The organism is Nonomuraea sp. B208 (assembly GCF_057536035.1).
In genome coordinates, this window is sequence record NZ_BAAJOU010000019.1 from 197,032 (window position 1) to 210,679 (window position 13,648).

General features: G+C 72.5%; 14 protein-coding genes and 1 riboswitch. Of the genes, 11 read left to right on the forward strand and 3 right to left on the reverse strand.

Going from position 1 to position 13,648, the window contains the following annotated elements:
• Window positions 1–61: 61 nt before the first annotated feature.
• The 9 genes from AC27IY_RS14800 (at window position 62) to AC27IY_RS14840 (ending at window position 10,990) form a co-directional block, all read left to right on the forward strand.
• A complete protein-coding gene (locus tag AC27IY_RS14800) occupies window positions 62–883 on the forward strand; it encodes a GNAT family N-acetyltransferase (RefSeq protein WP_487178285.1) in 822 nt (273 codons plus the stop codon).
• 67 nt (window positions 884–950) lie between these two features.
• On the forward strand, window positions 951–1,532 hold the full coding sequence (gene clsA / locus AC27IY_RS14805) for a cardiolipin synthase ClsA (RefSeq protein ID WP_344206204.1): 582 nt from the start codon (window positions 951–953) through the stop codon (window positions 1,530–1,532).
• 4 nt (window positions 1,533–1,536) lie between these two features.
• Window positions 1,537–4,041 (forward strand): sugar phosphate nucleotidyltransferase, encoded by a 2,505-nt coding sequence (locus tag AC27IY_RS14810; protein WP_344206206.1) that lies wholly within the window; start codon window positions 1,537–1,539, stop codon window positions 4,039–4,041.
• Between the two features lie 303 nt (window positions 4,042–4,344).
• Window positions 4,345–4,857, forward strand: a complete 513-nt coding sequence (locus AC27IY_RS14815; RefSeq protein WP_344206208.1) for a double zinc ribbon and FHA domain-containing protein — start codon at window positions 4,345–4,347, stop codon at window positions 4,855–4,857.
• Window positions 4,854–5,507 (forward strand): transcriptional regulator FtsR, encoded by a 654-nt coding sequence (ftsR, locus tag AC27IY_RS14820; protein WP_344206209.1) that lies wholly within the window; start codon window positions 4,854–4,856, stop codon window positions 5,505–5,507. Before AC27IY_RS14815 ends, ftsR begins: the two co-directional genes overlap by 4 nt.
• 130 nt (window positions 5,508–5,637) lie before the next feature.
• On the forward strand, window positions 5,638–6,108 hold the full coding sequence (locus AC27IY_RS14825; protein ID WP_020539830.1) for a bifunctional nuclease family protein: 471 nt from the start codon (window positions 5,638–5,640) through the stop codon (window positions 6,106–6,108).
• A gap of 147 nt (window positions 6,109–6,255) precedes the next feature.
• Window positions 6,256–6,876, forward strand: a complete 621-nt coding sequence (locus AC27IY_RS14830; RefSeq protein WP_091084899.1) for a MerR family transcriptional regulator — start codon at window positions 6,256–6,258, stop codon at window positions 6,874–6,876.
• A 49-nt stretch (window positions 6,877–6,925) separates the two neighbouring features.
• Window positions 6,926–7,025, forward strand: a riboswitch (glycine riboswitch).
• A 169-nt stretch (window positions 7,026–7,194) separates the two neighbouring features.
• Window positions 7,195–10,077: an aminomethyl-transferring glycine dehydrogenase gene (gene gcvP / locus AC27IY_RS14835; RefSeq protein WP_487178286.1), complete on the forward strand. Its 2,883-nt coding sequence runs from the start codon at window positions 7,195–7,197 to the stop codon at window positions 10,075–10,077.
• Window positions 10,078–10,189: 112 nt separating this feature from the next.
• Window positions 10,190–10,990 carry a tetratricopeptide repeat protein gene (locus AC27IY_RS14840; RefSeq protein WP_364456088.1) on the forward strand — a complete coding sequence of 267 codons (801 nt, stop codon included), beginning with the start codon at window positions 10,190–10,192 and terminating at the stop codon, window positions 10,988–10,990.
• Between the two features lie 7 nt (window positions 10,991–10,997).
• Here the strand turns inward: AC27IY_RS14840 and AC27IY_RS14845 are convergent, their stop codons facing one another.
• Complete coding sequence (locus AC27IY_RS14845) at window positions 10,998–11,363, reverse strand: hypothetical protein (RefSeq protein WP_364456086.1); 366 nt, start codon at window positions 11,361–11,363, stop codon at window positions 10,998–11,000.
• 81 nt (window positions 11,364–11,444) lie between these two features.
• On the opposite strand from AC27IY_RS14845, the gene AC27IY_RS14850 reads away from it, so the two are divergent.
• Window positions 11,445–12,053: an alpha/beta hydrolase family protein gene (locus AC27IY_RS14850; protein WP_329578436.1), complete on the forward strand. Its 609-nt coding sequence runs from the start codon at window positions 11,445–11,447 to the stop codon at window positions 12,051–12,053.
• Window positions 12,054–12,062: 9 nt separating this feature from the next.
• Here AC27IY_RS14850 and AC27IY_RS14855 read toward each other — a convergent pair whose 3' ends face one another.
• Window positions 12,063–12,248 carry a DUF5999 family protein gene (locus tag AC27IY_RS14855; RefSeq protein WP_020539824.1) on the reverse strand — a complete coding sequence of 62 codons (186 nt, stop codon included), beginning with the start codon at window positions 12,246–12,248 and terminating at the stop codon, window positions 12,063–12,065.
• A gap of 156 nt (window positions 12,249–12,404) precedes the next feature.
• Entirely contained in the window at window positions 12,405–12,965 is a 561-nt protein-coding gene (locus AC27IY_RS14860) for a TetR/AcrR family transcriptional regulator C-terminal domain-containing protein (RefSeq protein ID WP_344206217.1), read from the reverse strand.
• Between the two features lie 114 nt (window positions 12,966–13,079).
• Here AC27IY_RS14860 and AC27IY_RS14865 point away from each other — a divergent pair, with 114 nt between their 5' ends.
• Entirely contained in the window at window positions 13,080–13,478 is a 399-nt protein-coding gene (locus AC27IY_RS14865; RefSeq protein ID WP_329578423.1) for a hypothetical protein, read from the forward strand.
• The last annotated feature ends 170 nt before the right edge of the window (window positions 13,479–13,648 follow it).

The window sequence follows — 13,648 nt, forward strand, 5'->3', positions numbered from 1 at the left end:
GGCGGGCACGGCCCGCGGTCCCGGCAGGGCGGGCATGGCCCGCCTTCCTGACATGGCGGGCATGGCCCGCGTTCCTGGCGTGGCGGGTGTGATGGACGACGTCGCCCACCTGGCCGCCTTACGGCGCGAGAGCGACGCGGCCGACCTGGCCCGCGCGCTCGTGTTCCTGCGCGGCTTCGCCCGCCGCCGGGCGCCGCGCGAGGTGCCCGTGCCCGGCGGGGTGGCCGTGCTCGACGAGCGTTACCCCGGCTCCTACGACGACAACCGCCTCCTCGTGTGGGAGCCCGCCGAGCCGGACGAGGTGCTGCGGGCCGCCGACGAGGTTCTGACCGGCCACGCCCACCGGCTGGTGACGGTCGCCGACGACCGCCTCGGCGAGACGTTCGCGCCCGCCTTCGCCCGCGCCGGCTACGCACACGAGGTCCACCTCGTCATGGCCTTCCGCGGCGCCGTCCCCGAGGACCCGCCCCCGGCCGAGCCCCTGGAGACGGCCGAGCTGATGGAGGTGCTGCGCCGCGACTGGCGCCGCAGCCTGCCCGAGGCGGGCGAGGAGGTGGTCGAGGCGCTGGCCAGGCGCGTGGAGAACCGCGTGGCGGGCGCCGACCGGGTGCTCTTCCGCGGCGTGCGCGCCCCCGGAGGCGAGCTCGCCGCCCGCGCCGACCTCTACCTGCACGGCGGCGTCGCCCAGATCGAGGACGTCTGGACGGCCGAGGAGCACCGCGGCAGAGGTCACGCCCGCGCGCTGCTGAGCGCGCTGCTCGCCGAGGCGGCCGGCGCCGAGCTGATCTTCCTGGTCGCCGACGCCGCCGACTGGCCGAAGGACTTCTACGCCCGGCTCGGCTTCGCCGAGGTCGGCCGTACGCACTCCTTCCTGCGCGCCTGACGGCGGACCACGGGGCCGGACCAGACCGGCCGCGCAGGAGTTCGGCGCAATCAGTAGGGTCTGCTGCGTGAGCGAAACTTCCGCCGAGGACCGGATCTGGACGGTTCCCAACCTGCTGAGCTTCCTGCGCCTCCTCGGCGTGCCCGTGTTCCTGTGGCTGGTCCTCGTGCCGCAGGCGGACGGGTGGGCCATCGGGATCCTCGCCGTCGCGGGCTTCACCGACTGGCTCGACGGAAAGATCGCCCGGGCGTTCAACCAGACCAGCAAGCTCGGCCGGCTCATCGACCCGGCCGCCGACAAGCTCTACGTCTTCGCCACGATCCTGGCGCTGCTGCTGCGCGAGGTGATCCCGTGGTGGCTGGTGCTGGTCATCCTGGCGCGCGAAGTCTTCGTCGCGTGTTCCTTCCCCGTCCTCCGCAGGCACGGCTACCGGGCACTTCAGGTGCATTTCCTGGGCAAGGCCGCGATGTTCAACCTCATGTACGCCTTCCCCCTCCTCTTCCTTGCCTCCCACTCCGGGTGGTATGCCGATATAGCCCGGATCGTCGGCTGGGCCTTCGCCCTCTGGGGAACGGGCCTGTACTGGTGGGCCGGACTGCTGTACGTGGTGCAGGTGCGCCGGCTCGTGACCTCGGCCAAGAAGGAGTGAGCGGGTGAAGGCGGTCGTCATGGCGGGCGGGGAGGGCACGCGGCTGCGGCCGATGACCGCCAACCAGCCCAAACCCCTCCTGCCGGTGGTCAACCGTCCGATCATGGAGCACGTCCTGCGGCTGCTCAAGCGGCACGGCATCACCGAGACCGTGGTGACCGTGCAGTTCCTGGCGGCGCTGGTGCGCAACTACTTCGGCGACGGCGACGAGCTGGGCATGCACCTGGAGTACGCCACCGAGGACGTCCCTCTCGGCACCGCCGGCAGCGTCAAGAACGCCGCCGACCGCCTGCGCGACGACCGGTTCCTGGTGATCAGCGGAGACGCCCTCACGGATATCGATTTATCCGAAATGATCCGTTTTCATCGGGAAAATTCGGCACTTGTCACCATCGGGCTCAAGCGCGTCCCCAACCCCCTCGAATTCGGGATCATCATCGTCGACGAGGGCGGGCGCGTGCAGCGCTTCCTGGAGAAGCCCACCTGGGGCCAGGTCTTCTCCGACACCGTCAACACCGGCATCTACGTCATGGAGCCCGAGATCCTCGACGCCGTCGCCACCGGCGAGCCCGTCGACTGGTCGAGCGACGTCTTCCCCGCCCTGCTGGAGCAGGGCGCCGCCATCTACGGCTACGTCGCCGACGGCTACTGGGAGGACGTCGGCACCCACGACAGCTATCTCAAGGCCCACGCCGACGCCCTGTCCGGCCGGGTCGAGCTGGACCTCGGCGGCTTCGAGCTCTCGCCCGGCGTCTGGGTCGCCGAGTCGGCCTCGGTCGACCCCGACGCGGTGCTCAAGGGCCCGCTGCTCATCGGCGACTACGCCAAGGTCGAGGCGGGCGCCGAGCTGCGCGAGTACACCGTGCTCGGCAGCAACGTCGTGGTCCGCGAGGGCGCCTTCCTGCACCGCGCGATCGTCCACGACAACGTCTACCTGGGCCCCGGCGCCCACTTACGCGGCTGCGTGGTCGGCAAGAGCACCGACGTCATGACCGGCGCCCGCATCGAGGAGAACGCGGTCATCGGCGACGAGTGCGTCATCGAGTCCGAGGCGTACGTCTCCAGCGGCGTCAGGGTCTACCCGTTCAAGACCATCGAGGCCGGCGCGGTCGTCAACACCAGCGTCATCTGGGAGTCGCGCGGCCAGCGCAGCCTGTTCGGCCCCCGGGGCGTGAGCGGCCTGGTCAACGTCGAGATCACCGCCGAGCTGTGCGTCCGCCTGGCCAGCGCCTACGCCACCACCCTGAAGAAGGGCGAGTACGTCGTCACCGCCCGCGACTGCTCGCTCGCCGCCCGCGCGCTCAAGCGGGCGGTCAACGGCGCCCTCACCGCAGGGGCGATCAACGTCCTCGACCTGGAGGCGGCCCCGCTGCCGGTCGCCCGCTTCCACACCGGCAGGGAGGGCGCCGCCGGCGGCATCGCGCTGCGCACCACGCCCGGCGACCCGCAGAGCGTGGACATCGTCCTCATGGACGCCCGCGGCGCCGACCTGGCCCCCGGCGCGCAGCGCAAGCTGGAGCGGGTCTTCTCCCGCCAGGAGTTCCGCCGCGCCTTCCCCGGCGAGATCGCCGAGCTGACGCATCCTTCCCGGGCGATCGAGGACTACACCCACGAGCTGCTGCGCCACGTCGGCGTCGGCGACGTACGCGACATGAAGGTCGTCGTGGACTGCGCGGGCGGCACCTCCTCGCTGGTGCTGCCCACCCTGCTCGGCCGGGTCGGCGTGGACGTGCTCACCGTCAACGCCCGCCTCGACGACGTCTCGCCCACCGAGACGCTGGCCGAGCGCCGCCGCGACCTGCAACGGCTGTCGGAGCTGGTCAGCTCCTCGCGGGCGGCCTTCGGCGTGCGCTTCGACCCGGTCGGCGAGCGCATCGCCCTGGTGGACGAGATGGGCCAGCTCATCGACGAGGAACGCGCCCTGCTCGTCGTGCTCGACCTGGTCGCCGCCGAGCGCAGGGGCGGCCGGGTGGCGCTGCCGGTCACCACCACCCGGGTCGCCGAGCAGGTGTGCCGCTTCCACGGCGTGCAGGTGCAGTGGACCTCCACCTCGCTGGACGCCCTCACCGCGGCCGTCGCGGGCCCCGACATGATCTTCGCGGCGGACGGGCGGGGCGGGTTCGTGGTGCCGGAGTTCAGCCCGGCCATCGACGGGCTGGCCGCGTTCATGCGCCTGCTCGGGCTGGTCGCCCGCACCCGGCTCTCGCTCAGCCAGATCGACGCGAGGATTCCCGAGGTCAGGCTGCTGCGCAGGACGGTGCCGACGCCGTGGGCGGCCAAGGGCGCGGTCATGCGCTCGGTCATCGAGGCCGCCGAGGCCGAGCCCGCGGGCTACCGCGTGGACACCACCGACGGGGTGCGGGTGGCCCGCGACGACGGGAGCTGGGTGCTGGTGCTGCCCGCCGCCACCGAGCCCGTCACCGACCTGTGGGCCGAGGCGGCCGACATGGACGGCGCCCAGGCGCTCCTGGAGCGGTGGGCGCGGGTGGTGGAACAGGCCGCCGGCTGACCCGGCGGCCATGAATGTCACGGAGAGTGAGCGGTGCGTGAACGGTACGAAAGTGGCGGAAACCACGGTTGCCGGGTGCGCGCCGGCCGCCGCAAGATCGTAATGTAGAAACGCGCGGCGGCATGGACCACGGGGCGGAAGCGGCGGTAACTTTGTCTGCGTCCAAACCACCGTCCAGCGCCCCGAGTTGACCTTTGCCGCTGATCAGCGTATGTTGCGGCATTCGCAAACTTGAAGAAAGCGAAGCGAGGCGCGTCCTGAGCACCGTCGCCGCGTCTTCGCGGTAGGAGGCCGAGCCGATCGATGCCGAGCGTCTACTGCACGCAGTGCGGGCACGCCAACCCCGAGGATGCCCGTTTCTGTTCCCGCTGCGGGTCACCGCTGACCAGACACGAGGTCGCAGGGGACACCACTTCGACGATCTCCGTGGCGGGAATCGAGGCGTACGAGGCTGAGACAGGCGACATGCTCCTGCAGGAGCGGGCGCTGGTGGAGCAGCTCCCGCCCGGCACGGCGTTGCTCACGGTGACCAGGGGCCCCAACCAGGGCAGCCGCTTCCGGCTGGACAAGGAGCTCACCACGACCGGGCGCCACCCGGAGAGCGACATCTTCCTCGACGACATCACCGTCTCGCGCCGCCACGTGGAGTTCTACCGCCACCGCGGCGGCCAGTTCTCCGTCCGCGACGTGGGCAGCCTCAACGGCACCTACGTCAACCGCGAGCGGATCGAGGAGGTTCCACTGCACTCCGGCGACGAGGTGCAGATCGGCAAATTCCGGCTGGTCTTCCTCATGCGGGGCAACCACAGCGCATGACTTCCCAGGCGGCCCGCTCGCACATGAGCATCGGGGAGGTGCTCGCCCTGCTGCAGGGCGAGTTCCCCGATGTGACGATCTCCAAGATCAGGTTCTTGGAGGGCGAAGGGCTCATCGAGCCCGAGCGCAGCCCCTCCGGCTTTCGCAAGTTCACGCACCTGCACGTCGAGCAGCTCCGCTTCATCCTCACCGAGCAGCGCGACCACTACCTGCCGCTGCGGGTCATCAAGGACCGCATGGCCGAGAGCTTCGGCCGCCCCCGGGCGCTGCCCGACAAGCAGGAGGTCAGGCTCGGCCGCGCCGAGCTGCTGGAGGCCGCCGGCATCGACGAGGAGACCCTCGCCGAGTGCGAGGACTACGGCCTGCTGACCCCGGTCGCCCGCCGCTACGACGAGGAGGCGCTCAAGATCGCCCGCACCGTCGGCGCGCTGGCCCGCTTCGGTCTCGGCGCCCGGCACCTGCGCGCGGTCAAGGCCGCCGCCGAGCGCGAGTGCGGCCTGGTCGAGCAGAGCGTCGCGCCGGTGCTGAAACGCCGCGCCCCGGGCGCCATCGGCGAGGCCGAGGAGACCGCGCGGGAGCTGTCCAACCTCCTGCTCGACCTGCACGCGTCGTTGGTCCGCACAGGGGTACGTTCGGTCCTGGGGCGGTGAGGGGACCCCGGATGGTGGCCGGGGAGCAATCGGGGCCTTCCGGGTGTTACGTTGAAATGAAGTAGCCAGTCAGCAGAAGCGACGAACCAAGAGCTGTGCCGGGTCACCGGTCAGGAATACGGAGCAGCCCGTGTTGCAGATGGAGGTCGTGGGCGTAAGAGTCGAAATGCCCACAAATCAACCGATCGTCTTGCTCAAGGAGGCACACGGGGAGCGGTTCCTTCCTATCTGGATCGGCATGACCGAGGCGACGGCCATCGCCCTCGCCCAGGCGGAGGAGCCTCCGCCGCGGCCGCTCACCCACGACCTGTTCCGCGACGTGCTGAGCGCGCTGGGCGTCGGCCTGCGCGCGGTCAACATCGTCGCGCTGCGCGACGGCATCTTCTTCGCCGACCTGGTGTTCTCCAACGGCGTCGAGGTGAGCGCGCGCCCGTCCGACTCCATCGCGCTCGCCCTGCGCACCGGAGCGCGCATCTTCGCCAGTGAGGAGGTGGTCCAGGAGGCCGGCGTGGTCATCCCGGACGACCAGGAGGACGAGGTGGAGAAGTTCAGGGAGTTCCTTGACACGATCACTCCCGAGGACTTCGGCAGGGCGGGGTAGGTATTTCGGTGCATTTACGCTTCACGACGCGCCGAGCCGGATCGTTGACTGAGCATGGTGACGGTCCTACGGTGCAAGTGAAACCCGCGGTCGCCCTATATGAACCCCCAGATCGGGCCGCGGGATGAGAGAAAGCCGGAGGTCCGCGTGGCGGTCAGCAGCGGCGAGGGAAAGACGGCCGGCCAGGAAGATCCGGTGCGGCGCGAGGACGCGCGGCAGCGTGCCGGGGAGCAGGGGCTGCTCTTCGACGAGCGTCCGGCGGCACTGCCGGACGACATCGGTTACCGCGGGCCCACCGCCTGCGCGGCGGCCGGCATCACCTACAGGCAGCTCGACTACTGGGCGCGTACGGGCCTGGTGGAGCCGACCATCCGCGCCGCGCACGGCTCGGGCTCCCAGCGGCTCTACAGCTTCCGCGACATCCTGGTGCTCAAGGTCGTCAAGCGGCTCCTCGACACCGGGGTGTCGCTGCAGCAGATCCGCACGGCCGTGCAGCACCTGCGCAACCGCGGGGTCGCCGACCTCGCGCAGATCACGCTCATGAGCGACGGCGTCAGCGTCTACGAGTGCACCTCGGCCGACGAGGTGATAGACCTCCTCCAGGGCGGCCAGGGCGTGTTCGGCATCGCGCTCGGCCGGGTCTGGCGTGAGGTCGAGGGAAGCCTCGCGGAGCTGCCGGGGGAACGCGCGGCGGTCGAGGACAACGTCCCGGCCGACCACCCCGCTGACGAGCTCGCCCAGCGTCGCCGTGCCCGACGGCTAGGGTAGTAATTCGCCCGTAACGTCCGGAGTAGTACCCTAGGACGGGTAAGGCTGACGACCCCGTGCGGGAGAGTCCCCGGCACCGCTTGGTCCCGGGGCGCCGAAGGAGCAACCCTCCCCGGAATCTCTCAGGCAACCAGTACCGCTCGGGTGAGGCAACTCTGGAAAGCAGGCACGCCCGCCAGGCGCGCCTCACCGACGGTGCAAGCCTCCTCGTGAGGCGAAGCTCTCAGGTCGCGGTGACGCCCGCGCTGACAGAGGGGGAGATCCGGCATCCGCCCGCGCCCCGGCGCCGGTCTCCATAAGCCTCGGGAGGCACCGTCCATGACCGCCCTGTCAGAGTCCCTGCCGGCGTCCCCGCCGCCGTCCGCGCCGACGTCCCTGTCCGAGCCGCCGTTCTCCGGCCGCCACATCGGCCCGTCCGAGGCCGACCAGCAGCGCATGCTGGAGGCCGTCGGCTTCGAGTCCGTCGCCGACCTGGTGGCCGTGGCGGTTCCCGAGGCCATCCGGGCCAAGGACCGGCTCACGCTGCCCGCCGCCGTCAGCGAGAGCGAGGCGATCGCCGAGCTGCGCGCCCTGGCCGGCCGCAACCGGGTGCTCACCTCCATGATCGGCCTCGGTTACCACGACACGATCACGCCCGCGGTCATCCGCCGCAACCTGCTGGAGAACCCGGGCTGGTACACCGCGTACACGCCGTACCAGCCGGAGATCTCGCAGGGGCGGCTGGAGGCGCTGCTCAACTTCCAGACGGTCGTCTCCGACCTGACCGGCCTGCCCGTCGCCGGCGCGTCCCTGCTCGACGAGGCCACCGCGGCCGCCGAGGCCATGACCCTCGCCCGGCGCGCCGGCCGCTCCAAGAGCCACGTGTTCGTGGTCGACGCCGACGCCCTGCCGCAGACCAAGCGGGTGCTCGCCACCCGGGCCGAGCCGCTCGGCATCGAGCTCGTCGAGCACCCGCTCGACGGCGGTGAGCTGCCCGAGTGCTTCGGCGTGCTCGTCCAGTACCCGGGCGCCTCCGGGCGGCTGCGCGACTTCCGCGCCGTGGCCGCCGCCGCGCACGAGGCCGGGGCGCTCGTCGTGGCCGCCGCCGACCTGCTCGCGCTCACCCTCGTGGCCGCGCCTGGCGAGCTCGGCGCCGACATCGCGATCGGCTCCTCCCAGCGTTTCGGCGTGCCGTTCGGCTTCGGCGGGCCGCACGCCGCCTACATGTCCGTCCGCGAGGGCCTGCAGCGCCAGCTCCCCGGCCGCCTGGTCGGCGTGTCCGTGGACGCCGACGGCGACCCCGCCTACCGGCTCGCCCTGCAGACCCGCGAGCAGCACATCCGCCGCGAGAAGGCCACCAGCAACATCTGCACCGCGCAGGTGCTGCTGGCCGTCATCGCCGGCATGTACGCCGTCTACCACGGCCCCGAGGGCCTGCGCCGCATCGCGCTGCGCGCCCACCGGCACGCCGCCGCGCTCGCCGAGAGCCTGCGCGCGGGCGGGCTGGAGGTCGTGCACGAGGCGTTCTTCGACACCGTGCTCGTCCGGGTGCCCGGCCGGGCCTCCGAAGTGGTCGCCGCGGCCGCCGAGCGCGGCGTCAACCTGTGGCGGGCCGACGACGACCACGTCTCGGTCGCCTGCGACGAGAAGACCGGCACGGCCGAGCTGCGCGCCGTGCAGGCCGCGTTCGGCGTGCCCGAGCGGGACGCCGACGTCGAGGCCACCGCCGACGCGCTGCCCGCCGAGCTGCTGCGCGAGTCCGGCTACCTCACCCACCCGGTCTTCCACAGCCACCGCTCCGAGACCGCGATGCTGCGCTACCTGCGCCGGCTCCAGGACAAGGACATCGCGCTCGACCGGTCGATGATCCCGCTCGGCTCCTGCACGATGAAGCTCAACGCCAGCACCGAGATGGAGCCCATCACCTGGCCGGAGTTCGCGGGCGTGCACCCGTACGCGCCGGTCGAGCAGGCCGAGGGCTACCTGGAGCTGATCGGCACGCTGGAGCGCTGGCTCGCCGAGGTCACCGGCTACGACGCGGTCTCCCTGCAGCCCAACGCCGGCTCGCAGGGCGAGTTCGCCGGGCTGCTGGCCATCCGCGCCTACCACCGGGACAAGGGCCAGGAAGGCCGCGACGTCTGCCTCATCCCGTCCTCGGCGCACGGCACCAACGCCGCCAGCGCCGTCATGGCCGGCATGCGGGTCGTGGTCGTCGCCTGCGACGCCGACGGCAACGTGGACCTCGCCGACCTCGACGCCAAGATCGCCAAGCACCGCGACGCGCTCGCCGCGATCATGGTCACCTACCCGTCCACCCACGGCGTGTACGAGGAGAGCATCACCGAGGTCTGCGCCAAGGTGCACGAGGCCGGCGGCCAGGTCTACGTGGACGGCGCCAACCTCAACGCCCTGGTCGGGCTGGCCAAGCCGGGCGAGTTCGGGGCCGACGTGTCCCACCTCAACCTGCACAAGACCTTCTGCATCCCGCACGGCGGCGGCGGCCCCGGCGTCGGCCCCGTCGCGGTCCGCGGCCACCTGGCCACCTACCTGCCCGGCCACCCGCTGAAGGACGGCTCCCTGGTCGGGCCGGTCTCGGCCGCCCCGCACGGCTCGGCGGGCATCCTGCCGATCTCGTGGGCCTACATCAGGATGATGGGCGCCGACGGCCTCACCGCCGCCACCGAGCAGGCCATCCTGTCGGCCAACTACCTGGCCAGGCGGCTGGCGCCGCACTACCCGGTGCTGTACACCGGGCGCGGCGGGCTGGTCGCGCACGAGTGCATCGTCGACCTGCGGCAGATCACCAAGGAGACCGGCGTCACCGTGGACGACGTGGCCAAGCGCCTCATCGACTACGGCTTCCACGCGCCGACCATGTCGTTCCCGGTGGCCGGGACGCTCATGATCGAGCCCACCGAGAGCGAGGACCTCGGCGAGCTCGACCGGTTCGCCGACGCCATGATCGCCATCCGCGAGGAGATCGCCAAGGTGGCGTCGGGGGCGTACGACCCGGCCGACAACCCGCTGCGCAACGCCCCGCACACGGCCGAGTCGGTCACCGCCGACGAGTGGCCGCACCCCTACAGCCGCAGCGAGGCCGCCTACCCGGTGGCGTCGCTGCGCGAGAACAAGTACTGGGTGCCGGTGCGCCGCATCGACCAGGCCTACGGCGACCGCAACCTGGTCTGCTCGTGCCCTCCGCTGGAGGCGTACGAGGACTGAGCCGAGCGCGGGGCGGGGAACCAGTCCGGCATCGTCAAGTGAGCAGACATGATCGCCGGAAGTGGTTAGGCTTCGGTGCGACCCAGGCCAAGCGGCGCCGTAAGGAGCTCTCTTGACGTCATCGGAGCTGGAGACCCCGCCCCTCGACACCGCCCGCAGGCTCGCCGAGGGCGGCGACCTCGACGGCGCGGCGGCGATCCTGCGCCGGCTCGTCGCCGACCCCGACGAGCCCGACCGCGCGCAGGCCGCCGTCGGGCTCGCCGTGGTGCTGGAGGAGCGCGGCGACGTCGAGGCGGCCCGCGCGGCCGCCCGCACCGCGCTGGCCACCAACCACCCCGAGTACGCCGCCCAGGCCGCCTGCCACCTGGCGCAGGGCTTCGAACGCGAGGGGCGCACCGAGCAGGCCAGAGCCGCCTGGCAGGCCGTGCTGGGCGTCGGCACCCCCGCCTACCTGCCGCACGCCCACCTGGCGCTGGCCCGCCTGGCCGAGACCCTGGGCGAGGCCGAGAAGGAGCTGCGCGAGGCCACGTCCTCGGGCGCGGCGGCCGGCGACGAGCAGGTGGCGGCGCTGGCCGCGCGGGAGCTCGCCGACCTGCTGCTGGAGCACGGCGAGCCGGGGGCGGCCGCCGACGTGCTCATCGAGGCCCTGGGCATCGCCCCCGAGTCCGAGGTGCCGGGGCTGCGGGTGCGGCTCGGCATCGCGCACCTGGAGCTGGCCTGCGCCGAGTTCGCCGAGGCCGTGGAGAGCGGGGCCGACGTCCCGACCAGCGCCCTGGCCATCGAGCTGCTGGCCCGTACGCTGCCGCTGCGCGGGCGGACCGAGGACGCCGACCAGGTGTGGTCGTACGGGCTGGGGCACGCCGACGAGGCGCTGGCCACCGAGGTGCGCCTGCGCTACGAGCGCGGGTCCTGACCGGGGGTCAGCTGCGGCGCATGATGGCCGAGGCGGCGGCCACGTTGATGACGACGATGGCGATCCAGGCGATGGCGAGCCCCAGCAGGCCCGCCTGGCCGGCCGCGATCGCGGTCAGCGGGACGCCGATGCCGAGCGAGCCCAGCACGATCGGGGTCATCGCCGAGCCCGGGCTCTTGGCCTTGGGGCGGGGCCCGTACGCGGCCGGGTCGGCTCCCTGCGCGGCCAGCTCGGCCCGCACCCGGCCGGCGATCGTCGCGTCGAGGCGGTCCGCGAAGGACTCCACGAGCGCCTTCTCGTAGTCGGGGCCGAGGTCGCGGCGGGCGTCGAGCGTGGCCTGGAGGTCCTCACGGAGGGAACGTTCGTGGTACATGAGGACATCATGGTCCACGGGCGGCACGCCGTCATCAGCCCTGAGAGCCATCGCCGGCTCGTCCGAAGGTACGGTTCTGCCATGGAGATCACGACCCCGCGCGGGCCCGCGCGGGTGGACCTGGAGGAGCCGGCCGACCCGCGGCTGCTGCTCGTCCTCACCCACGGCTCGGCCGGGGGAGTGGACGCCCCCGACCTGCTGGCCGTGCGCGACGCCGCGCTCGCGGCGGGGTTCGGGGTGGCCAGGGTCACGCAGGCGTTCCGGCTGGCGGGGGCGCGGGCGCCCGGCTCGCCGGCCCGTCAGGACGAGGCGTGGGAGGCCGTGCTGACGGAGCTGAGGGCGCACCGGCCCGGCCTGCCCCTCGTGCAGGGCGGGCGGAGCAACGGGGCGCGGGTGGCCTGCCGTACGGCGGCGGCGGTGGGCGCGGCGGCGGTCGTGGCGCTGGCCTTCCCCCTGCACCCGCCGGGCCGGCCCGGCACGTCCAGGGCCGGGGAGCTGCGCGGGGCGGGGGTGGACGTGCTGGTCGTCAACGGCGACCGCGATCCGTTCGGCGTCCCCGACGCCGCGGACGCGGCGCGGCTGGTGGTGCTGCCCGGCGAGGGGCACGACCTCAAACGGGATCCCGCCCGGGTCGGCGGGATCGTGGCGGAGTGGCTGGGCCACTACGCGCTGACGCGGGAGCCCTCGTAGCCGGAGGGCTCAGACCCCCACCGGGCGGTGCGGCTCGATCGTGGCGCCGCTCGGCAGGAGCTCCCCGGTGTCCTCGAACAGGACCACGCCGTTGCAGAGCAGGCTCCACCCCTGCTCGGGATGGCAGGCGAGGGTGCGTGCCGCCTCGCGGTCGGGCGCCTCTGCATCCGGACAGGCCGGGACGTGCGGGCACATCGGCGTGCCTCCGATATCTCGTGGAATGCTCCCGTTGTGAGGGGCGGGAGCGGCTCGGGTTGTTCTCTTGGCAAGGGTGCGATGCCGTCACCGTGACGTGTGACCTTCGACACAGGGTGCCTTATGCAGGATAACGGGCCAAGCACGACACGCGCATCACGTTTGCAAACCCTTGAGAAGAGCGTCGAGTCCGCGCTCGAAGTCCGCATCGGCCCGTTCGTCCCGCCGTATCCATTCGTCGACCTCCGGGTCGGCCCAGCCGGACCGCTGGACCTCGACGGCCACGCTGCCGTACACGAACGCGCGCAGCGCCCGCACCGCGTCGGGGGCGTCGCCGAGGCCGCCGTCGGCCAGTTGCTCGGTCTGCTCGCGCAGGGCGATGAGCGTGGTGCCCTTGGGCGGCTTGGTGAGCGCCAGCGCCAGCACGCCGGGGTGCTCGCGCAGCAGCTCCCGCTCGGCCCGGCACCACGCCTTGGCCGTCTCCTGCCAGGTGGCGCGCTGCTCGACGTGGACGGTGGTCACGTGCTCGGCCAGGGCGTCCATCAGCGCCTCCTTGCCCCGGGGCAGGTGGTGGTAGATGGCCATGGCCTCGACCTGGAGGGCGTCGCCGAGGCGGCGCATGGTGAGCCGGCGCAGGCCCTGGCTGTCGGCGATGTGCAGCGCGGCCTCGATGATCCGCTCGCGGGAGAGGGGGATCGGTGGTCTCTTGGCGGGCATGAAGATCATCTTACTATGTAAAGGGCCCGGCGGCGGGGTGATTTCCGCACGTGTCGCGGGGAGGCGTACTCTTGGGCCTGGCATGACTTACCGGCTGGTGAAGGGGCAGGGTCCATGGCGTTTTTCCGTCCGCGGGTGAGCCGGGAGGCCGAGGTTCGCTACCACGCGGACCGCGAGATCTCCAGGAGCTATCCCGAGCTGCTGGAGCGGGCCAGGCAGGCCGAGAGCACGCTGCGGGAGCTGCGGGCCGCGGCGGCCGACGAGGTCGAGCTGCTGGCCGCGGGCCGGGCGTTCGACCAGGCGCTGACCGAGGCGCTGCGGGCCGCCGAGGCGGGCCAGCGGGCCACCTTCGGGGTCAAGTCCTACGACGACCGCATCGCGCGCCGCAAGGCCAAGGCGACGCCGCGCGGGCGCGAGTGGACGGCCGAGGTCGACCGGCTGCGCACCCTGCGCGAGGAGAACCGCCTGTGGGGCATCCCGCGCGTCCCGCGCCCGGTCCCCGCGACCGCGTAGCGGCTCCGCGCCGCGCGCCTAGCGGATCCGCGCCGCGCGCCTAGCGGCTCCGCGCCGCGCGCCTAGCGGTTCCGCGCCGCGCGCCTAGCGGTTCCGCGCCGTGACAGGCGAAAAGCCCCGGCGCGCCTCCTGGTGAGGCGCGCCGGGGCTTTTCGGGGTGTCCGGTCGGG

Excerpts from the sequence above, each read along its gene's own strand:
- AC27IY_RS14800 (WP_487178285.1), top strand. The coding sequence starts at position 62 with ATGGCCCGCGTTCCTGGCGTGGCGGGTGTGATGGACGACGTCGCCCAC.
- AC27IY_RS14815 (WP_344206208.1), top strand. The coding sequence starts at position 4,345 with ATGCCGAGCGTCTACTGCACGCAGTGCGGGCACGCCAACCCCGAGGAT.
- ftsR (WP_344206209.1), top strand. The coding sequence starts at position 4,854 with ATGACTTCCCAGGCGGCCCGCTCGCACATGAGCATCGGGGAGGTGCTC.
- gcvP (WP_487178286.1), top strand. The coding sequence starts at position 7,195 with ATGACCGCCCTGTCAGAGTCCCTGCCGGCGTCCCCGCCGCCGTCCGCG.
- AC27IY_RS14845 (WP_364456086.1), bottom strand. The coding sequence starts at position 11,363 with ATGTACCACGAACGTTCCCTCCGTGAGGACCTCCAGGCCACGCTCGAC.
- AC27IY_RS14850 (WP_329578436.1), top strand. The coding sequence starts at position 11,445 with ATGGAGATCACGACCCCGCGCGGGCCCGCGCGGGTGGACCTGGAGGAG.
- AC27IY_RS14855 (WP_020539824.1), bottom strand. The coding sequence starts at position 12,248 with ATGTGCCCGCACGTCCCGGCCTGTCCGGATGCAGAGGCGCCCGACCGC.
- AC27IY_RS14860 (WP_344206217.1), bottom strand. The coding sequence starts at position 12,965 with ATGCCCGCCAAGAGACCACCGATCCCCCTCTCCCGCGAGCGGATCATC.
- AC27IY_RS14865 (WP_329578423.1), top strand. The coding sequence starts at position 13,080 with ATGGCGTTTTTCCGTCCGCGGGTGAGCCGGGAGGCCGAGGTTCGCTAC.